This is a genomic window from Streptomyces sp. NPDC000983, assembly GCF_040299205.1.
Taxonomy (GTDB): domain Bacteria; phylum Actinomycetota; class Actinomycetes; order Streptomycetales; family Streptomycetaceae; genus Streptomyces.
Window position 1 is genome coordinate 62,217 of record NZ_JBEPBM010000026.1, and the last position, 19,986, is coordinate 82,202.

Genomic DNA, 19,986 nt, shown 5'->3' on the forward strand with positions numbered 1-19,986 from the left:
TGTGCGGCCGGGTCAGCGGTTGTGACAACCGGCGGCACACGGGGCGCCGGCCTGACGTCGCTGATCGACGTTCGGCTGCGCGGATTCGTTCTCGGACTTGCTCACGGAATGAGCGTCGCAGCGGATTCCGGCCGGGTCAATGCGAATCGGTCCCGCGCATCATGTTCTCAACGCGCGGACATACGGGCGCAGTGGGCCGTTCACAATCCCGCGCGCGAGACCGCGGTGGGGCTGGTCAGACCAGTGACTGCACCAGGTAACCGCTGCCGAGGACGGCCGCGAGTGTGCCGAGGAGCAGCCGCAACGTCCGTTCGGGCAGGCGCGGTTGGAGAAGTGCCCCGAGGTAGCCGCCGACGAGCCCGCCGAGACCGCAGGCCAGCCCCAGGTACCAGTCGGGGGCGATGTCCCCGGAACCGGCCAGGGACAGCAGGGCGAAGGTCGCGGCGCCGACGACCGAGGTGGCGAAGGTGGAGGCGAGGGCGGCCGGGGCGACCCGGGCGACGGACATGCCCCGGCCGACCAGGACGGGCCCGAGGATCGAACCCCCGCCGATGCCGTAGACCCCGCCGACGACACCGACGGCCAGCGCCAGCCGGCTGATCGTGCGCGGGGAGGGTTCCGGGGCGGGCGGCCGTCGGCCGGGCCGGAGGGTGCGCCCGACGAGCCACAGGCCGAGCGGGATCAGGAGCGCGCCGACCAGGAGGCGGAAGACGACGGCGTCGGGGACGGCGAAGACCCGGATCACGGCGCCGACGACCACTCCGGGCAGGGTGCCGGCCAGCAGCCGCCGTGTCAGCGGTGTGAACAGGTGGCCCGTACGCCGGTAGCGCAGCAGGGCGCCTGGCCCGGCCACCACGTTGAACAGCAGGTTGGTGGGGGTGACCGCGGGACTGGGCACCCCCAGCACCGTCATCTGCGCGGGCAGCAGGAACACCGCGCCGGAGACCCCGACCGGCGCGGTCAGCACCGCGCACAGCAGGCCCAGCGCCAGCCCGCCCGACAGCGTCGCCCAGGACATCCCGCGCCCCGCCCGGTTCCGTTCCCGGCCGCCGGGTCAGGCGGGCAGGGCGAACGGCGGGCGGGCTCCGTCGGCGAGGGGGTCGCCGAACGGTTCGTACCAGGTGTGGGCCCGGGTCTCGCGCCAGTCGCCGTCGAGGCCCAGCCGGGCGGAGGCGGCTCGGGCGCCTGCGACGCCGAGGGCACGGACGGCGGTCTCGCGCGCCGCCCGTGAGGCGGCGGCACCGGCCGCCGTCACCAGGGCGGCGGTCCGCTCGTACCCGTCCCGGCCGATCCCGTCGCCGAGGTCCAGCGCGGCCCGTACGGCGTCGACCGCCCGATCGGCGAGTGCGGCCGCGGAGCGGGCGAGGGCTGCGGGTTCCCCGTACGCGGCCGAGGCGCCGAGGCCGTGCGGGGAGCTTCCGCTCCCGCTGGTGAGCAGCCGATCCGCCGTGCCCAACAGGACCTGGACGGACAGGAGTTGTCCGACCGGTGAGAGCAGGGCGGCCCGGGGTGAGAGGCGGTCCTCGTGCGTGGACAGGGAGCCGAGCACGTCGTTGGCGGCGACGGGGACGTCGCAGCACTCCACGCTTCCCCCGCCGGCGAGCCGTCGGCCGAGGGCGTCACCGGCGACGGTCACGCCCCGATGGCCGGGATCCACCACGACCGCGAGGGGTTCGCCCGTGTCCTCGCGGACGGCGCGCACGGCGAGCCGGTCGGCGACCAGGACCCCCGTGGAGAAGCTCTGACGGCCGTCCAGCACCAGGCCGCCGGAGGTGCGGGCCAGCAACAGCGGCGGCTCCTGCGGGGCGTAACCGCCACCCCAGCACCACCGCTCGGAGGCCGACCGCTCGGCGGTGCGGCGGGCGGCGCCGGGACCGGCCAGGTGCCCGGCGCTCCACGACAGGAAGCAGTGGCGGGCGAGCAGTTGCCCGACCGGGCCGTCGGCGGCGGCGATCTCCCGCACGACGGCGTACGCGGTGGCCCAGCCGGCGGCGCCGTCCTGCGGGCCGGCCGGGAGCGGCAGCGTCAGGAGCCCGGCCTCGCGCAGCGCGGACACCTCACGCAGGGGCGCCCGGCCGTCCCGCTCCCTGGCCGCGGCGTCGACGGCCAGGGACCGCGCCGTCTCCTCGGCCGCCCGCAGCCGGTGCGCGTGGCCGGGGCCGTCGGGGGAGGGGACTGCGCGGGGCGGCACGGCGGCGGGACCCATGGGAACGGTTGCTCCTGAACTTCAGCCGCGCGGGGCGGAGTCGGCGTCCTCGGCCAGGGCGGGCACGTACTTGTAGCCCACCCGCCGGACGGTCACGATGCGGTCCCGGTGCGCCGCGCCCAGCTTGCGGCGCAGCCGGGCGATGTGGACGTCCACGGTGCGGCCGTCGCCGACGTGGTCGTAGCCCCACACGGCGGCCACCAGCCGGTCGCGCGTGTGCACCTGCTGCGGCCGCAGCACGAGATGCGCCAGCAGTTGGAACTCCAGGTAGGTGAGGTCGAGTTCGCGTCCGTCGACCTCCGCGACACGGCGGGCGGGGTCGATCCGCACGACACCGTCGGGCGACCGGTGGACAGGGGACGCGGCCGGCGTCGCGACGGGCCGGATCTCCGGACGGGGCCCGTCCTTGGCGAAGAGTTCGGCGGGGTCGGTGCCCTCGGGCACGAGGACGAGGTAGCCGACGAGCGGCGGGGAGGCGTGGCCGTCCGTGACGTGCGTGGGGCCGCCCACCAGGCGAAGGCGGCGCAGCGGGTCAAAGAGCAGCGGGTCGAGCGGAGCGGGCTGGGCCGGAAGTGCCGTGGTCATGGCGGTAGTCCCTCTGGAGTGTGTGGGCCCCGGGCATGACGGCGGGATGCGCCTGGGATCACCGGGGAAAGGTGGCGGAGCGGCACGGGCCCGCGGGTGGGCCGGGTGCCTTACGCCAGACAGCAGGCGGCACTGACGACGTGACCAAAGTCGACATGCCGACGACGAACGAGTCGCTGCTGCTTACGGGACATGGGCATCATGCTGCGCTTTCGGCGGCACTCCGTCAAGCCTTCCCTAGTAACTCGATAGGGAAAGTGGGGAAGGTCTCACGCGCGACCGGCCGAGCGCCGGACGAACACAACACCACTGCGGTTCGGCCGCGTTGACACGTTCACACGACGCGTGCTTGCATCCCGCCATGCCGCAGCCGGAACCCCTGACGCGCCGCCGCACCGTGGACCTCGTCCGCGTCGCCGCCGCGCTCTGTCCGTTCCCCGGCTGACCCGCTCCGCCCTCCTGTCAGGCCCGACGGGCGTGCCCGCGAAGGCGTCCGGTCGCCCCCGCCTCCCCACGGCCGCCCGCGCACTTGGTACTCCCACCGACGCAGAGGACCCACCATGCCCACGCCCGCCGTGCCGTCGCCCCCGCCCGTATCGCGCCACGACGAAACCGCCTACGACCGGCGCAGACTGCGCCAGTGGCTCGCCGGGGAGGCACGGGCGGACGGGGTGAGCCGCCGCCGGCTGCTCACCCTGCTCGCCGCCACGGCCGCCGTCACCGCACTGCCCGCTCCGCCCCCGGCCCGGGCCGCCACCACCCCGATCGTCAAACCGCTGCCGCCGGAGTCGTTCGTCCAGCGCGGCACCAACGCCGAGACCCGCTGGGAGGCCCTGCGCGGCACCGGCCACCACACCCCCAACGAACTCTTCTTCGTCCGCAACCACACCACCACCCCCGTCCTCGACGCCGACGAGTGGCGGCTGCGCCTGTGGGGCAGCGGCCTGCGCGGCACACCCGCCGAGGACCGGCCGGTGGAGTTCGGCTACGACGACCTGCGCGCACTGCCCGCCGTCACCCGCACCGCGTTCGTCGAGTGCGCCGGCAACGGCCGCTCCTTCTACACGAGTCAGCAGGGCGAGACGGTCAGCGGCACCGCGTGGACGCTGGGCGCGATCGGCGTCGCCCGCTGGCGCGGGGTCCGGCTCGCCGACGTGCTGCGCCGGGCGGGCCTGTCCCCGCGCGCCGTCGACGTCCAACCGCGCGGCCTGGACGCCGAGTTCATCAGCGGCGGGGAGAGCCTCGGCCGGGTGCGCCGTCCGCTGCCGCTGGCCAAGGCGCTGGACGACGTGGTCCTCGCGTACGAGATGAACGGCGAACCGCTGCCGCACGACCACGGGTATCCGGTGCGGGTGCTGGTGCCCTCGTGGGTGGGGATCTCCTCCATCAAGTGGGTCGGGGACATCGAGGTGTCCGCGCAGCCGCTGTTCTCCCCGTGGAACACCACCTTCTACCGGCTGTTCGGCGCCGCCCACCCCGTGGAGGGCAGCGCGCCGCTGACCCGGCAGACGATCAAGTCCGCCTTCGAGCTGGCGAGCGGCGCCACCTTCCCGGCGGGACAGGGGCAGGTCCTGCACGGCCGTTCGTGGTCGGGCGCCGGAGGCGTCGCCCGCGTCGACGTCAGCACCGACGGCGGCGCGAGCTGGCGCAGGGCACGGCTGCACGACCGGCCCCGCCCGGACACCTGGACCCGCTGGTCCGTCGCCTGGAAACCCGACACGCCGGGTGCCACACACCTGCTGGCCCGCGCCACCGACACGGCCGGCCGCACCCAGCCCGTGACCGCCGTGCACAACACGCAGGGCTATCTGTTCGACGCGGTGGTACGGCATCCGGTGACCGTCGTCTGACGGCGGTCACCGGGTGGCGTTCACAGCGCCCGGTGCTCACGGGGCCCGGTCCTCCCAGCCCCGGCGCTCGCAGCCCTCGGCGCTCACAGCGCCCGGGCCGCGTACGCCCGGACGTCCGGGTCCGGGTCCGTCGTCGCCGTGGCCAGGGCGGCCCGGGCGTCCTCGCCCGAGCGGTGCCGGGTCAGCGCCGCGACGGCCGCCTTGCGCACGTCGGCGTTCGGGTCGGCGAGCGCCTTCGCCAGGGCCGGCACCGCGGTCCCCCGCTCCGCCAGGGACAGCGCGACGGCCGCTCCGGCCCGCACCTGCCAGGCCGGTTCGGACAGCGCGGCCACCGCGCGCACGGCGAGCCCGTCCGGGCAGCCGGTCGTGCCGAGCGCCTCGTAGGCGGCGCCACGCACCAGTGCGTCGGGGTCGTCGAGCAGCGCGGTCAGTGCGGCGAGGACCGCCGGCGGACCGCCCTCCGGCGGACCCTCGCCGGACCACCGCCCGCTCACCGTGGCCAGCGCCCTGGCGACGGCGACGCGGACCTCGCGGGCGGGGTCGGCGGCCGCGCGGGCCAGCTCCGCGCCGGCGTCGACCGACACCAGCGCACGCACCGCCGCGACACGGACGGCGATGTCGGCGTCGGACAGGGCGTTCACGAACAGCCCGGTCCCCCCGAGACCGAGGACGCGCAGGGCGTCCAGCGCGGTCGCGCGGGCCACCGGGTCCGCCCCGGACAGGGCGGCGGCGAGCCCGTCCCGCAGGGCCGGTTCGGGATCGAGCGTCTCCACCAGCTCCCGCAGGGAGGCGGCCGCCGCCGAGCGGACCCCCGCGTCGGCGTCGTCGAGCGCGGCGGCCAGCGCGGGGCCGGCACCCCGCGGCGCGGTCTCCGTCAGCACGGTCACCGCGGTGCGCCGTACGGTCGGGTCCGGGTCGGACAGGTAGGGAGCGAGTTCCCGCAACCCGGGTTCGTCCTCCGCGAGGGAGAGGAGCCCCAGCAGACGCGGGGTGGCGGGCCCGTCCGCCGGAGCGCCGGTGCCGCCCCCGACGGCGCCCGCAGCGGGCCTCGCGCCGATCGCCACCGGTGCCGCCTCCCGGGCGCCCGCGGTCGCGACCTGCTCCGGACGGACCTCGCCGAGGTGCCGGGACGGGCCGCCGACCGGGCTGTACTCCTCGACCGGGACCAGATAGGGCGCCACCGGGCGGGCCGTGAACTCCATCGCCCCCGTCGCGGACTTGCGCAGGTCCAGGTGGTGGAACCAGGACGCGTCGTCCCGGCGCGGATGGTCGAGACGCTCGTGGTAGAGGCCCCAGCGGGACTCGGTGCGGGCCAGGGAGGCCCGGGCGGCCATCTCCGCGCAGTCCCGGATGAACGTGACCTCGGCGCAGCGCATCAGCTCGTGCGCGGTGCGGGCGCCCATGTCCGCGACATCGGCCCGCATCCGCTCGAACGCCTCCAGCGCCAGCGACAGCCGGGCGCCGGACTTCGGCGGGGCGACGTAGTCGTTCACGAAGCGCCGCAGCTTGTACTCGACCTGGGGCTGCGGCGGACCGTCGGGGTTGCGCAGCGGACGGTAGATCAGCTCGTGCGCCTCGCGCAGCTGGTCGTCGGGGAGCGGGCCCGTGCCGGCCCGGTACCGGGCGGCGTCCGCACCGGCGAGGTCCCCGAAGACGAACGCCCCGATCATGTAGTTGTGCGGCACGCAGGCCAGGTCCCCGGCCGCGTACAGCCGTGGCACGGTCGTCCGGGCATGGTCGTCGACCCGTACCCCCGAGGCCGAGTGGCCGCCGCACAGCCCGATCTCGGAGATGTGCATCTCCACGTCGTGGGTGCGGTAGTCGTGGCCCCGGCCCGCGTGGAAGGTGCCGCGGGTGGGGCGCTCGGTGGAGTGCAGGATCGACTCCAGGGCCGCCACGGACTCCTCCGGCAGATGGCTCAGCTTCAGGTACACCGGGCCCCGGTCACCGGCCACCTCCGCGGCGAACTCCGCCATCATCTGCCCCGACCAGTAGTCGGAGTCGACGAACCGGTCCCCGTGCCGGTTGACCTGGTAGCCGCCGAAGGGATTGGCGACGTACGCGCAGGCCGGACCGTTGTAGTCCTTGATGAGCGGGTTGATCTGGAAGCACTCGATGCCGGTCAGCTCGGCGCCCGCGTGGTACGCCATCGCGTAGCCGTCGCCCGCGTTCGTCGGGTTCTCGTACGTGCCGTACAGATAGCCCGATGCCGGCAGGCCGAGGCGGCCGCAGGCTCCCGTCGCGAGGATCACGGCGCCCGCCCGGACGGTGACGAAGGCACCCGTGCGGGTGTGGAATCCCGCCGCCCCCACCGCCTTCCCGCCCGACGTCAGCACCCGCACGGGCATCACCCGGTTCTCGATCCGGATCCGCTCCCGCATCTCCCGCCGCCGCAGCTGCCGGTACAGGACCTTCTTGACGTCCTTGCCCTCGGGCATCGGCAGCACGTACGAGCCGGAGCGGTGGACCTGGCGCACCGCGTACTCGCCGTGCTCGTCCTTCTCGAACTTCACGCCGTACGCCTCCAGGCGCCGCACCATCGCGAAGCCGAGGGTGGCGGTCTGCCGGACCGTGGACTGGTCGACGATGCCGTCGTTGGCGCGGGTGATCTCCGCGACGTAGTCGTCGGGTTCGGCGCGGCCCGGCACGACCGCGTTGTTGACGCCGTCCATGCCCATCGCGAGGGCGCCGGAGTGACGGACATGCGCCTTCTCCAGCAGCAGGACGTCGGCGCCCCGCTCGGCGGCGGTCAGCGCCGCCATCGTGCCGGCGGTCCCGCCGCCGATGACCAGGACGTCGCAGGTCAGTTCCTCGGCGTCGGACAGGGCCGGGATCTTCAGGGGGGTGTCCACCAGGGTGCCTTTCAGGAGCCGAGTGAGGTGAGGACTTCGCGCCGCAGGGCGGCCCGCGCCGGATCGTCACGGGCCGCCCGCTCCCGCGGCCGCGGCACGTCCCGTACGGCGACGAGTCGGCCCGCGCCGAGCAGCGCCACCCGGTCGCCGAGGAACAGGGCCTCGTCCACGTCGTGGGTGACGAAGACGACGGTGGCGCCCGTCCCGCGCAACACCTCCACCAGCAGGTCCTGCATCCCGGCGCGGGTCTGCGCGTCCAGCGCGCCGAACGGCTCGTCCATCAGGACGGCCCGGGGCGTCGCGGCCAGGGCGCGGGCCAGCTGGGCGCGTTGGCGCTGCCCGCCGGAGACACGGTGCGGCAGGTGGCGGGAGTGAGCGCTCAGACCGACGCGGGCCAGCCATCCCTCGGCCCGCTCCCGGCGCTCGGCGCGCGGCAACCCCGCGATGGCGAGGGGCAGTTCGACGTTGGCGCGCAGGGTGCGCCAGGGCAGCAGGGCGTCCTCCTGGAAGACCAGCGCCCGGTCGGCGGCGGGCCCGGTCAACGGGCCGCCGTCCTGGGTCACTTCACCGCCCAGGGGCGCCAGCAGCCCGGCCAGCGTGCGCAGCAGCGTCGACTTGCCGCAGCCCGAGGGCCCGACCACGGTGAGGATCCCGCCCGGCACCGCGTCGAGGTCGACGCCTTCGAGGACCGGCGCGCCGGGGCGTCCGAGGACGGCGCCGTGCAGGGTGAGCCGGGTTCCGGCGCGGACGTCAGACGAGCTGGTCATGGGGCACGTTCTCCTCGGCCTTGGGTCCGGCGGTGCCGGTCGGGGCGGCGGTTCGCGTCCGGCGCGGAGCCCGCCCGACGGGGACGTACGACGTCCGCGGCAGCCAGTGCGTCAGCCGGCGGCCCAGCAGCTCCACGGCGGTCGAGGTGAGCCAGCCCAGCACGCCGATCGTGACCATGCCGACGAACACGGCGGGGTAGTCGACGACCGTGTAGTCCTGCCAGGTGCGGTAGCCGACCCCGTACTGGCCGGAGATCATCTCGGCGGAGATCACACAGATCCACGAGACGCCGATGCCGACGGAGAGCCCGCCGAAGATGCCGGGCAGCGCGCCCGGCAGCACCACCGAGCCGAGGATCCGCCACCGGCCGCCGCCCATGGTGCGCACCGCCTCCTCCCACACCGGGGCCAGCGCGCGCACCGCGTGCCGGGTGGAGACCAGGACGGGGAAGAACGCGGCGGTGAAGGTGATGAAGACGATGCCCTGTTCGTTGGAGGGGAACAGCAGGATCGCCACCGGCACCAGGGCGATGGCCGGGATCGGGCGGACCACCTCCAGCAGCGGGCCGAGCAGGTCCTCGGCCAGCGGGGAGCGCGCCACGAGCACACCCGCGGCCACCCCGAGGACCGCGGCGAGCAGGAAGCCGGCGAGGATCCGGGTGAGGCTGTCGGTCAGGTCCGTCCAGTAGTCGGGGCCGGAGAGCCGGCCGGCGAAGGCGTGGGCCACGTCGGTGACCGTGGGGAACTGCGAGAACCGCAGCCACAGGTCGACGTCCAGGGCGGTCAGCAGCTGCCACAGGCCGAGCGCGGCCGCGACCGAGGACACCCGCAGCGCGTACCGCACGGGGCGCGGCGCGGGCCGGCTCACGCGGCACGCTCCAGGGCCTCGGCGTAGGTGACGACCCGCGCTCCGTCGTGGGCCTCGGTGTAGGAGCGGGCGGCCGCCGGGGCGACGAAGGGCAGCAGCCGGTCCCCGTCGGCCACCCATACGGCCCGGTCGGCGAACCACTGCGTGCCGGTGGTGGTGTCGGGGACGTACGCGGCCCGGACCCCGTCGGGGTGGGCCGCCACGTACGTCAGCAGCTCGCCGGGCGAGTCGAACGTACGGGTCTTCGCGGAGCCCTTCGGCCACACCTCGCTCGCGGGCGCCGGGGCCGGTGCCGCGAGCCGCTCGGCGTAGGAGGCGCCGAGCGCCCGCTTGACGTACCGGTCGTCCACGAACGCGTCCACGTCCACGTCGCCGGTCAGTTCCGCCGACTTCAGGACCGCGACGTCCTTCTTCAGCGCGGAGACCAGCCGCGGTCTGATGACCGGGTCGAAGGTGGCGATGCCGTGGGCTCCGTTGTAGAGGTACACCACCTCCGCGGGCAGACCGGTGGCCTCGGCGACCTTCTCCGCCGCGGCCACCGGGCGGTCGTCGAGGTAGTCGGTGGCCCGGGCCTGTGCCTCGAGGAACGCCTGGAGCACCTCGGGCCGCTCCTCGGCGAAGTCCTCGCGCGCGGTGACCCCGTGGAAGGTGGGCAGGTTCAGCGCCGCCCCGTCGTACAGGGCCTTCGCCTTGCCCTGGTGGACGAGCAGCCCCGGCCAGGCCACGAACTGCGACAGCGCGTCCGCGCTCCCCGCGGCCAGGGCCGAAGCGCCCACCGCAGGCTGCTGGTTGAGCTTCTCGATGTCCTGGTCCGGGTCGATCCCGGCCCGTTGCAGGGCCCGCACCAGCGTGCCGTCGGCGGCCGAGCCGACGCTCGTGGAGACCCGCCTGCCCTTGAGGTCCTTCAGCTCGTCGAGGCCCGAACCGGGCGCCGTCACCACGGTGTTGAGTCCGCCGCGCAGGTTGTAGCCGGTGACGGACACCAAGTGGGTCGGGCGGCCCAGCTGTTGGCCCCGGGCCGCGTTGATGAGCAGCGGGAAGTCACCCATCGAACCGATGTCGATCTTCCCGGCGGTCATCTGCGCCGTGATGGGGGCGCCGGTGGCGTAGTCCTGCCAGACGACCTTGTAGGTGAGGCCGTCCCCCAGGGAGTTGAGCTCCTCCTCGAAGTAGCCGAGGGAGCGCAGAAGGGTGCCGGCGGTGACCGTGTTGATGGTCTTGGACTGGTAGCCGACGGTGACCGTGACGGTGGAGCCGGCGCCCGCCCCGGTGGCGCAGGCGCCGAGCGGGAGCAGGAGGGCGGCCGTGGAGACCGCAACTGCGGTGCGCTTCATGGTGGCGGGGCCTTTCACCGGAGCAGGTAGGGCATGTTGACCGTGACGGCCCCGGTGGGGCAGCGGGCCGCGCACGGGCCGCAGTACCAGCACTCGTCGACGTGCATGTACGCCTTGCCGCTGCTGTCGTCGATGGCCAGGGAGTCCAGCGGGCACATGTCCACGCAGAGGGTGCAGCCGTCGATGCACTTCGACTCGTCGATGGTCACGGGCACGTCGGCCCGCTGGGGCGCCAAGGGCATGGCTGTCTCCAGGGAGGTCGGACTCTTGGGGAGGGCGGGTCAGAGGGAGCGGTGCAGCAGACCGCTCATCGCGATGCGGTCGCCGCGGAACCGGATGAACTCCAGGTCGACCGGGCGGCCGTCGGCGAGGTGGGTGAGGCGTTCCAGCATGAGCACGGCCGAGCCGCGCGGCGCCTGGAGCACGGCCGCGGAGTGGGCGTCCGCGTTGACCGCCTCCAGGGTGATCTCGGCATGGCCGAGCCGCTGCCCGGTGACGGCTTCCAGCAAGCGGAAGACGTCGGTGTTCTCCAGGTCCGCGCCGAGCAGGCCGGCGCCGATGTCCAGGGGGATGTAGGTGAGGTCGAGGGAGAGCGGCAGCCCGCCCAGCCTGCGCAGGCGTTCGAAGTAGAGGACCTCGGTGCCGGGCGGCACGCCCAGCCGGTCGGCGACGGGGTGGGGCGCCGGGGCGGGGCCCATGGTGCGGACCTCGTTGGTGACCCTGCCGTGTTCGTGGAGGGTCTCCGCCAGGCCCATCAGCCGGTCCAGGCCGTGCGGGTACTTGCGCCCCACGACCACCGTGCCGACCCCGGGCTGGCGTTCCACGAGGCCCTCGGCGCGCAGCAGGTCCAGGGCCTCGCGGACGGTGTTGCGGGTCGCCCGGTACTCCTCGGCGAGGGTCGACTCGTGAGGGAGGGCGCCCGAGGGGAAGCAGCCGCCCAGGATCTGGTGGCGTACGAGATCCGCGAGCTGCCGAGCCCGGTCCGCGCGCAGCCGGCGTCGCGCGCGGTGGGCGGCGACGGTGGTCGCGCCCTGCCCGGCGTGCTCGCGGATACGGTCGGTGGGAGGCATGGCCTGAACCATACTCATCCGGTAGGGATAGTGGTGTTGCGGAACTGTTGCGCCACCTGACGCACCGCCCGCTACTGCCCTGACCTGGCCTTTCTCTCGCCGTCCGGCAAGATCTGCCAGCGCGGGGAGACCGTGCGGGCCCGGTTCGGCCCCAGGGGTCCCGGGTGCCCCCGGCTCCGGTCGCGGCGGTCATGGCGCCCGCTCCCGCCGACGCGCACCCCGTGTGTGTCCCTCCTACGCTCGGAGGGAGGTCTCCAAGGGAGATCTCGCGCCCGCGTCGACAGGAGCCCGGTGGACCTCGACACCGTCGCCGACGAGCTGTACGCGCTGCGGCCGGAGGAGTTCACGGCGGCGCGCGCCGCGCGTGTGGCCGCGGCCCGCACCGCGGGCGACCGGGCGCTCGCCGAGCGGATCGGCCGGCTGCGCCGCCCCAGCCTGGCGGCATGGGTCAGCAACCTCCTGGTCCGGGCGCGCCCCGACGAGGTGGCGGCCCTGCTCCGGCTCGGCGAGGGGCTGCGGCAGGCCCATCACGACCTGGACGGGGCACGGCTGCGGGAACTCTCCGGCCGGCAGCGGACCTTGGTGCGCGCGGTGTCCCGGGAGGCCGGGGCGCTGGCCGCGCGGGCCGGGCATCCGGTCGGGGCGGGCGTCGGGCGCGAGGTGGAGACGATCCTGCATGCCGTACTGGCCGACCCCGAGGCGGCCCGGGAATGGGCCGAGGGGCGGCTGGTGAGACCGTTCGAGGCGGTCGTGGGCTTCCCCGAGGCGGGCCCCGCCGTGCCGCACCGCCCCCGTCCGGCACCCCGGCCCGAGCCCCGACCGGCCGCGCACCGCGACGACAAGGAGCTGGCCCGCGCCCGCCGGGCCGCCGACACGGCCGCCCGCGAACTGCGCGCACTGGAGGAGGAGGCGGCACAGGCCGCGCGGGAAGCGGCGACGACCGAGGAGAGCACCGCCCGACTCCAGTCCCGTATCAGCGAGTTGACCGAGGAACTGAGCCGCGTCAGGGAGGACCGCCGACAGGCCCGCGAGGCCGAGCGTGCGGCCCGGGAGCGGCTGCGGACCCTCGAACGCCGGGTCCGCGAGGCCGCCCGCCGCGCGGAGGAAGCCGCCGCCCGGCCGGCGGCCCGGCAGGATTCGTGACGCCCCGGCCGGGTGACGCGACGGGAGACCCTTCAGGGCGCGGTGTCAGGGCGCGGTGACCACCTTGATGTTGAAGGTGTGGGACCCCAGCCCGTTCGCGATCCCCATGAACAGCAGCGCGAAGTGCTCCTGCCCGCGGGCGCTGGTGATGCCCCCGATGTCCAGCAGGGACGACGGCGGCCAGCCCAGGTCGGCCAGCAGCGCCCCGGCCGTCCGCTTGGCCTCCGCGTCGTCCCCGGAGAGGAAGACCGTGCTCGGTCCGTCGAGTCCGGCCGGAGCGACCATCGCGGTCGAGTCCATCGTGCACAGCGTCTTGACGACGGGAGTCCGGGGGAACGCGGCCTGGATCTCCTCCGCCAGACTGCTGTTGGGGTGCGAGAGCTCGGTGTAGTCGTCGGAGAGGCCCACTCCGACGTCGATCAGCACGGTGCCCGCCAGCGCGGACGCCCCCACGGAGCGCAGCAGTTCCACGGAGACGTTGCCCGGGGTCGCGTTGACGAGAACGTCCGCGTGCGCGACGGTCTCGTCCAGTCCGGCCACGGGCAGACCGAGATGCCCGCGCTCGCCGGGCGTGCGGGAGCCGAGGAGTACGTCGTGGCCCGCCGCGCTCCAGCCGTGGGCCAGCGCTCGGGCGACATTGCCGGTGCCAAGGATTCCTATACGCATGCTTCGCACGCTAACCCGCTCCGCCGCACGGCCCATCGGGCTCGGGTCCCGGCCCGGACGCAACGAAAGTCGTAGTCCCATGGGCCCGGGACGCGGGCCGCGCCACCGGGGGAGCGACCCGGCAACGGCGGCGTACGCTCCGGCGGCACCGGCCGAGCAGCCCGCATCGGTGGCGTACGCCCGGCTTCACGGGGGAGGCGCCCGATGACCGCGTACGCTCCGGCGGCACCGGCCGAGTGGCCCCGCACCAGGCGCTCCACGGGGGACCCGCCCGAAGCCCGGCACCGGTCCAGCAGCCCGCACCCCGACGACGACGCCCCGGCCCCACCCGAGGAGCACCCCCACACCGCCCGCGTACGCCCCGGCGAGTATCCGAGGTTGCTCCCGCCGGCGGACGCCGGGCCCGCGACCGCTCGGCACCCTGGGCCGTGTGAAACTCAGCCGCCCCGCACGCAGGGCCACCCTCGTCGTCCATGTCGTCGCCTCCGCCTCCTGGCTCGGCCTCAGCCTCGGCCTGCTCGCCCTCGGTGCGACCGCCGCGAGCAGCGGCTCCGCCGCGACGGTGGAGGCGTCGGTGCGGGCCATGAAGCTGTTCGCGGACTGGATCCTGCTCCCCGCCGCCCTCCTCACCCTCCTCAGCGGTCTGCTGCTGTCCCTGGGCACCCAGTGGGGGCTGGCGCGCCACAAGTGGGTGTACACCAAGTTCTGGCTGACCCTGGCGACCACCACGGCCACCGTCTTCGCCCTGCGCCCCGGCGTGAACACCGCGGTCGCCGCCGTGTCGTCGGGCGGCCCCCTGCCCGACCCCGGTGACGTGCTGTTCGGCCCGATCGTCTCCCTGACCGCCTATGTCTTCATGACGGCCCTGTCCGTCCTCAAGCCCTGGGGCCCGACCCGGCGCGGCCGCCGCCTGCGGAGCGCGGCCCGCGCCCCGGCCGCCGACCCCGGCCGGGTGCGCCGTACGGCCTGACTGGCGGCGGACGCGGCCCCGGGAGACGATTCCGGCGGAGGCACCATGACCGAGCAGCCGGTGGAGAAGAAGCCCGCGCCAACCGGCCGATGGCGGCGGCAGTTGCGCGTCACACTGCCCGGATGCTGGGGCGCCCTCCTGCTGGCCTGCTTCTCCTTCACCCCCTCCCTCCTCCCGCGCGGCGGCGTGCTCCAGGGCCTGATCTGCGGCATCAACGCGGCGATCGGCTACGGCCTGGGCGTCCTCGCCGCGGTGATCTGGCGGGCGTTCGCCGACCGCGGTCCGCGCCCCGCCCGCCCCTGGTCCTGGCCGGTGTTCCTGATCGGCGGGAGCGCGCTCTTCGCCGTCGCCTTCGGGTTCGGGCAGTACTGGCAGCACGAGATCCGCGACCTCATGGGCGTGACCGACTACAACATCCCGCAGGCGGTCCTCTCACCCCTCATCGCCCTGCTGGTCTTCGCCCTCCTGCTGCTGACCGGCCGCGGCGTGCGCGCCCTGTACCGCTGGGTCTCCCGGCATCTGAGGCGCTGGATCGGCGAACGGGCGGCGAAGGCCACCGGCTGGCTCCTCGTCGCGGGCACGTCCTGGCTGATCGTCAGCGGAGTCCTGCTCGAAGGCTTCGTCGGCGCGGTCAACGAGGCGTTCTCCCTGCGGGACGACGAGACCCCGCCGGGCATCGAACAACCGACGACAGCGCTGCGCTCGGGCGGTCCCGGGTCCCTGGTCCCGTGGGACTCGCTGGGCCGCGAGGGCCGCGTCTTCATCGGCAAGGGCCCCTCGGCCGCCGAGATCACCACGGTCACATCCGGTCCCGCCCGGGAACCGATCCGCGCCTACGCCGGTCTCCAGACCTCCGACGACACCGAGGAACGGGCCGCACGCGCCGTCGCCGACCTGCGCCGGGCCGGCGGGTTCGAGCGCGCCAACCTCCTCGTGGCGACCTCCACCGGCAGCGGCTGGATCGACCCCGCCTGCGTCGACACCTTCGAGTACCTCAACCACGGCGACACCGCCACGGTGGCGCTCCAGTACTCCTACCTGCCGTCCTGGCTGTCCTACCTGGTCGACCAGTCCAAGGCCCGGGCGGCGGGCCGCGAACTCTTCGACGCCGTCTACGACACCTGGTCCCGGCTCCCCGCGGACGACCGGCCCCGCCTGTACGTCACCGGCGAGTCCCTCGGATCGTTCGGCGGGGAGACGGCCTTCAGCGGCGAGTACGACCTGCGCAACCGCACCTCCGGCACCCTCTTCACCGGCCCGCCCAACTTCAACACCCTGTACCGCGAGTTCACCGACGACCGCGAACCCGGCACCCCGGAGGTGCGGCCCGTCTTCCGGGACGGCCGGACGGTGCGCTTCGCCACGGACCCGGGCGCGGCGATTCCTCCGACCGGTCAATCCTGGGAGGGCAACCGGGTCCTGTACCTGCTGCACCCGTCCGACCCGATCGTGTGGTGGGGCCCGCACCTGGTGCTGGAGGAGCCGGACTGGATCGGCGAGGCACCCGGCGACGACGTCCTGGAGGACATGTTCTGGGTGCCGTTCGTGACGTTCTGGCAGATCACCGCCGACCTGCCCTTCGCCACCGAGGTCCCGGCCGGCCACGGCCACCGCTACCGGACCGAGTACGTCGACGCCTGGAACGCGGTCCTGAAGCCGACCGACGTCACCGAACAGGACCTCGCCCGCCTGCGTCAGGTCATCGCGGAGGGCTGACGTTGGCGGAGGAGCCGCTCGGCGTGGTGATCCGGGTGACCGCCTCCGCGGTCAGCGCCCGGTCGTGCGGTTCGCGGGAGAGCGCCCGGTGCAGGGTCAGCCCCTCGATGAGCGCGTCCAGCTGACGGGCGGTGTCCGGGTCGAAGTGCTTCTCCAGGTGGACCCGGCTGCGCCGCATCCACGCGTCGGTCAGCTCACGGTACGCGGGCCTGCGCGCCGCGAGCGTGTACAGCTCATGGGTGAGGACGAGGTCGCGGCCACCGCCCGCGGACAGCGCGTGGACGAGGTCGGTGACGGCCTCGCGGGCCTGCTCGGGGCCCTGCGGAGGGGTGAGGTAGGAGTCGAAGACGGCCACGATGTGATCGGCGAACCGGCCGAACGCCTCCCGCAGCACCTCGTCCATGCCGCTGAAGTGGTACGTCATCGACCCCAGCGGCACCCCGGCCCGCGCCGCGATCTTCCGGTGGGAGACACCCGCCACCCCCTCGTCGGCGACGAGGTCCAGGGTGGCGGCGAGAATCCGCTCGCGGCGCTGGGGATCGGTCTGTCCGGTGGCCATGGCGACACGCTTTCAGAGAGTGCGGACGACACGGGCGGGGCTGCCGACGGCGACGACCCCGGCGGGCACGTCCTTCGTCACCACCGACCCGGCACCGATGACGGAGTCGTCGCCGATGCTCACGCCCGGCAGCACGATGACACCCCCGCCCAGCCACACATTGTTGCCGATGGTGATCGGCCGCGCCGCCTCCAGCTTGTCCCGCCGGGGCTCCGGCTCCAACGGGTGCGTGGGGGTGAGCAGTTGGACGTTCGGTCCGATCTGGCAGTCCTCGCCGATGGTGATCGCGGCGACGTCCAGCGCGGTGAGGTTGAAGTTGACGAACGTCCGCGCGCCGACGGTGATGTTGCTGCCGTAGTCGACGAAGAGCGGGGGCCGCACATGGGCCTCGTCGCCCAGCGCGCCCAGGAGTTCGGCGAGCAGGCTCCTGGCGCCCTCCGCGTCCTCGGCATAGGCGGCCTGGTAGCGGCCCGCGAGTCGCACGGCGCGCTGCTGCCGGCGGGCGATCTCGGGGTCGTCGGCGATGTAGAGGTCGCCCGCCGTCATGCGTTCGAGCTGGGTGCGGGGGTCGTCCGCGAAGTAGTCCGTGGCCATGTGTACGATCGTACACTCCGAGGTGTGTCCCGGCGCGGATTCCGGAGGTCGGGTGCCCCGGCCGCCGACCGCGTCGAGCCGGACGGCCGGGCTATTTCCGCCGGGTGGGGAGCACTCCGGACAGCAGCAGGACCAGGACTCCGGCCGCGGGGACCACCAGCAGGCCGACGCGCAGACTGGTCGCGTCTGCGATGAGGCCGACCACGGGCGGGGAGCAGAGGAATCCCAGGCGCATCAGCCAGGAGACGACGGCCAGTCCCGAACCGGGCTTGAGGCCCGGCAGTTCGTCGGCCTGGTGCATCGCCGCCGGTACCAGGGTCGCCACACCGAAGCCGGCCGCCGCGAAACCGAGGACGGTGCCGCCCACGGTCGGTACGGCCAGCGCCAGCCCCATGCCGGCCGCGGCGATGACGCCGCCCGCCCGCGCCACGGACCGTTCGCCGAACCGGTCCACCAGCCTGTCGCCGACGAGCCGTCCGACGAACTGCGCGCCCACCAGGGCGATGAAGCCCGTGGCCGCCACCGTCACCGACGCGTTCAGCGAGTCGGAGAGATACAGCGCGGCCCAGGAGTTGCCCGCGTCCTCGACGAGCGTCCCGGCGGTGGCGATGAGCACCAGGGCGGCCAGCACGTACGCCGTCCCGCGCGCCGGGGTCCCGGCCCCCGCCCGCGTTCCCGTGCCCTCCTCGGGTTCCGGCTCGGTGTCCGGCCCGGGCAGGCAGAAGCGCAGCGCGCCGACCGCGGCGACCGCGAAGAGCAGCGCCGATATGGCCAGATGCTGTCCCCGGGACAGGCCGAGCGCGATCGCCCCGGCGGCCATCGCGCCGCCGGTCACGGCGCCGACGGACCAGACGGCGTGCAGGGAGTTGATGATCGACCGTCCGTAGCGGCGCTGCACCCGCAGACCGTGGGCGTTCTGGGCGACATCGGTGATCGCGTCCATCGCTCCGGCCATGAAGAGCGCCCCGGCGAACAGGGCGACCGAGTCGGCGAGGCCCGCCACCAGGATCCCGGCCCCGGTGACGAGGGTCCCGCCCACCGCGGCCCGCGCCGAGCCCAGCCGCCGGATGAGGACTCCGGCGGCGAGCCCGGCGGCGATGGCGCCCGCCGGGAAGGCCGCGACGGCGAGCCCGTAGGCCGCGTTGCCGATGCCGAGGTCGGCCTTGATCTGCGGATACCTCGGCAGCAGGTTGGCGAACAGGGCGCCGTTGGTGAAGAACAGCACGGCGACGGCCACTCTGGCCCGCCGCTCGGCCGGGGCGGGCCGGCGCACTACGTCGAGAGTCATGCCCGGCAGCCTAAAGCCTGAGCGTACGAACGTACACTCCAGGGTGCTCGCAAGATCCGCAGTGCCGGTCGGGCCGGTCGGGCGGGGGTTGTCACCGGCAGAGGGCGTCGATGTCCCGTGCGTACGTCGGGAACTCCGCGCGGGCCCCGGCGACGACCGCCTCGGCGGCGCGGCACGGGGTGCTCGCGTGCCGCTCGGCCAGTGCGGTCAGGGCCGCGTGCGGGCGGCCCGAGTGGTCGTCGTACTCGACGGCCTCCATCGGCCCGATGCCGTCGGCGAGCACCCACAGGAAGTCGGAGAGGCTCCCCGCGACGACGCCGCGGGCGCCCTCGGAGCCCAGGAAGACCACCGGCTGTTCGACGAGGGGCCGGCCGGGGCGTACGCACCACAGGGCGGCGAGACCGCCGGTGCCGTCCTGTCCGAAGACCCGGTAGGCCGAGCCGTCGACGGTCTGGTTACCGGTCCAACTGCGCAGCCAGTCGGCGGTCTCCTCGGCGGATTCGAAGGCGTCGTACGGCTCGAAGTCGATGCCGTCGTCGTAGTCGAACTCGGTGGCCGCCATCTCGGCGAGGGCCGGCGGCAGTGCGCGGTCGTGGGCGCTGATCTCGTTCACGCGCGCAGACTAGCCGCCGGCTCCGACAATACGTTGCTCAGATGCCGCAGGTGGGGGCGGACCAGTAGGGGGAGGGGTCGAACGCGACGTGGGTGTGGTCGTTGTGGCCGGGGTAGCCCGGGCCGAGGATCTCCGAGAAGCCGTGTGTGCGGGACTGCTGGGCGAGTCGGCACAGGCTCGGGGAGCCGGTGAGGTCGGCCGCGTCGCCGTACAGGTGGCGGCTGGTGGACGAGCCGCCGACCGCGCTGTTGCAGGCGTAGGAGCGGAAGCCGCTGGAGACGCTGATCGGGACGTCGCCGAGCGCGTGCCGCATGGCCTCCAGCTTCCACATGGTCTTCAGCGCGTTCGCCTTGGCGGTGGCCGCGGAGACGGCGCCGCCGGACCAGTCGGAGTTGCAGCGGTTGAGCTCGGCGTAGCTGAAGTGGGCCGGGGTGCAGTCCGCGTCCTGGAGCGCGTAGAGCTTGCTGAAGGTCTGGGAGCCGGCGACGCCGTCGGCGGTGAGCCCGTACGCGGACTGGAACTTCTTGACGGCGGCCGCGGTCCGGGCGCCGTACTCCCCGTCGTAGGAGAGGCGTTCGCCGGAGGTGACCCAGCCCGCGACGCGGATCTGCAGCTGTGTCACATCGCCGCCCGAGGAGCCCTGGGACAGGGTGCGGCTCCAGGTGTAGCACTCGTCGGCGTGCGCGGTGCCGGCGGTGGCGCCCACACCGACCACCACACCCGACGTGATCATGACAAAAGCAATCAGGGAACGTGCCATTCGTCTGAGCATTCCGACCTCCGGGCCGTCGACTGCTGTACACGTGTGGCCGCCGTGCCTCGACGGCGGTCCAGGCCAAGCCTGAGGCTCCGCGCTACGCGCGTCAACGGCGCGCCGGTGGCGGACTGGTGAAGGTCGGAGGTAT

The 19,986-nt window shown here is 74.2% G+C and carries 19 protein-coding genes; 4 read left to right on the plus strand and 15 right to left on the minus strand.

What is annotated here, in order from left to right:
* Window positions 1-235: 235 nt before the first annotated feature.
* From ABT296_RS26595 to ABT296_RS26605, 3 genes are read right to left on the minus strand one after another with little or no spacing between them, the layout of a single operon-like run.
* On the minus strand, window positions 236-1,018 hold the full coding sequence (locus ABT296_RS26595; RefSeq protein ID WP_351931161.1) for a sulfite exporter TauE/SafE family protein: 783 nt from the start codon (window positions 1,016-1,018) through the stop codon (window positions 236-238).
* A 36-nt stretch (window positions 1,019-1,054) separates the two neighbouring features.
* Window positions 1,055-2,206, minus strand: coding sequence for an acyl-CoA dehydrogenase family protein (locus ABT296_RS26600; protein WP_351931162.1), 1,152 nt, complete (start codon window positions 2,204-2,206; stop codon window positions 1,055-1,057).
* 21 nt (window positions 2,207-2,227) lie between these two features.
* On the minus strand, window positions 2,228-2,791 hold the full coding sequence (locus tag ABT296_RS26605; protein WP_351931163.1) for a winged helix-turn-helix domain-containing protein: 564 nt from the start codon (window positions 2,789-2,791) through the stop codon (window positions 2,228-2,230).
* 560 nt (window positions 2,792-3,351) lie between these two features.
* Here ABT296_RS26605 and ABT296_RS26610 point away from each other — a divergent pair.
* Window positions 3,352-4,641 (plus strand): sulfite oxidase, encoded by a 1,290-nt coding sequence (locus tag ABT296_RS26610; protein ID WP_351931164.1) that lies wholly within the window; start codon window positions 3,352-3,354, stop codon window positions 4,639-4,641.
* Window positions 4,642-4,724: 83 nt separating this feature from the next.
* Here ABT296_RS26610 and ABT296_RS26615 read toward each other — a convergent pair whose 3' ends face one another.
* From ABT296_RS26615 to ABT296_RS26640, 6 genes are read right to left on the minus strand one after another with little or no spacing between them, the layout of a single operon-like run.
* Window positions 4,725-7,493, minus strand: coding sequence for a fumarate reductase/succinate dehydrogenase flavoprotein subunit (locus tag ABT296_RS26615; protein WP_502977330.1), 2,769 nt, complete (start codon window positions 7,491-7,493; stop codon window positions 4,725-4,727).
* 11 nt (window positions 7,494-7,504) lie between these two features.
* Window positions 7,505-8,260, minus strand: a complete 756-nt coding sequence (locus ABT296_RS26620; protein ID WP_351931165.1) for an ABC transporter ATP-binding protein — start codon at window positions 8,258-8,260, stop codon at window positions 7,505-7,507.
* Window positions 8,244-9,128, minus strand: coding sequence for an ABC transporter permease (locus tag ABT296_RS26625; RefSeq protein WP_351931166.1), 885 nt, complete (start codon window positions 9,126-9,128; stop codon window positions 8,244-8,246). The genes ABT296_RS26620 and ABT296_RS26625 overlap by 17 nt, the downstream gene beginning before the upstream one ends.
* Complete coding sequence (locus ABT296_RS26630; RefSeq protein WP_351931167.1) at window positions 9,125-10,462, minus strand: ABC transporter substrate-binding protein; 1,338 nt, start codon at window positions 10,460-10,462, stop codon at window positions 9,125-9,127. Before ABT296_RS26630 ends, ABT296_RS26625 begins: the two co-directional genes overlap by 4 nt.
* A 14-nt stretch (window positions 10,463-10,476) precedes the next feature.
* Window positions 10,477-10,704 (minus strand): 4Fe-4S dicluster domain-containing protein, encoded by a 228-nt coding sequence (locus ABT296_RS26635; protein ID WP_016437651.1) that lies wholly within the window; start codon window positions 10,702-10,704, stop codon window positions 10,477-10,479.
* Between the two features lie 39 nt (window positions 10,705-10,743).
* Window positions 10,744-11,532, minus strand: a complete 789-nt coding sequence (locus ABT296_RS26640; RefSeq protein WP_351931168.1) for a GntR family transcriptional regulator — start codon at window positions 11,530-11,532, stop codon at window positions 10,744-10,746.
* Between the two features lie 291 nt (window positions 11,533-11,823).
* Here ABT296_RS26640 and ABT296_RS26645 point away from each other — a divergent pair, with 291 nt between their 5' ends.
* Window positions 11,824-12,675 carry a hypothetical protein gene (locus tag ABT296_RS26645; protein ID WP_351931169.1) on the plus strand — a complete coding sequence of 284 codons (852 nt, stop codon included), beginning with the start codon at window positions 11,824-11,826 and terminating at the stop codon, window positions 12,673-12,675.
* 45 nt (window positions 12,676-12,720) lie between these two features.
* On the opposite strand, the gene ABT296_RS26650 is transcribed toward ABT296_RS26645, so the two are convergent.
* The gene (locus ABT296_RS26650) at window positions 12,721-13,377 is read right to left on the minus strand and encodes an NADPH-dependent F420 reductase (RefSeq protein ID WP_351931170.1); all 657 of its coding nucleotides are present in this window, start codon (window positions 13,375-13,377) and stop codon (window positions 12,721-12,723) included.
* A 394-nt stretch (window positions 13,378-13,771) separates the two neighbouring features.
* On the opposite strand from ABT296_RS26650, the gene ABT296_RS26655 reads away from it, so the two are divergent.
* Window positions 13,772-14,311, plus strand: a complete 540-nt coding sequence (locus tag ABT296_RS26655; RefSeq protein WP_351931171.1) for a DUF2269 family protein — start codon at window positions 13,772-13,774, stop codon at window positions 14,309-14,311.
* A gap of 45 nt (window positions 14,312-14,356) precedes the next feature.
* Window positions 14,357-16,027 carry an alpha/beta hydrolase gene (locus ABT296_RS26660; protein WP_351931172.1) on the plus strand — a complete coding sequence of 557 codons (1,671 nt, stop codon included), beginning with the start codon at window positions 14,357-14,359 and terminating at the stop codon, window positions 16,025-16,027.
* Here the strand turns inward: ABT296_RS26660 and ABT296_RS26665 are convergent.
* The 5 genes from ABT296_RS26665 to ABT296_RS26685 form a co-directional block, all read right to left on the minus strand.
* Window positions 16,011-16,586 (minus strand): TetR/AcrR family transcriptional regulator, encoded by a 576-nt coding sequence (locus tag ABT296_RS26665; RefSeq protein WP_351931173.1) that lies wholly within the window; start codon window positions 16,584-16,586, stop codon window positions 16,011-16,013. The genes ABT296_RS26660 and ABT296_RS26665 overlap by 17 nt on opposite strands.
* Window positions 16,587-16,598: 12 nt before the next feature.
* The gene (locus ABT296_RS26670; RefSeq protein WP_351931174.1) at window positions 16,599-17,180 is read right to left on the minus strand and encodes a sugar O-acetyltransferase; all 582 of its coding nucleotides are present in this window, start codon (window positions 17,178-17,180) and stop codon (window positions 16,599-16,601) included.
* A gap of 91 nt (window positions 17,181-17,271) precedes the next feature.
* Window positions 17,272-18,468: an MFS transporter gene (locus tag ABT296_RS26675; protein WP_351931175.1), complete on the minus strand. Its 1,197-nt coding sequence runs from the start codon at window positions 18,466-18,468 to the stop codon at window positions 17,272-17,274.
* Between the two features lie 91 nt (window positions 18,469-18,559).
* A complete protein-coding gene (locus ABT296_RS26680) occupies window positions 18,560-19,081 on the minus strand; it encodes an SMI1/KNR4 family protein (protein WP_502977332.1) in 522 nt (173 codons plus the stop codon).
* Window positions 19,082-19,118: 37 nt separating this feature from the next.
* On the minus strand, window positions 19,119-19,853 hold the full coding sequence (locus tag ABT296_RS26685; protein WP_351931176.1) for a D-Ala-D-Ala carboxypeptidase family metallohydrolase: 735 nt from the start codon (window positions 19,851-19,853) through the stop codon (window positions 19,119-19,121).
* Window positions 19,854-19,986 lie beyond the last annotated feature (133 nt).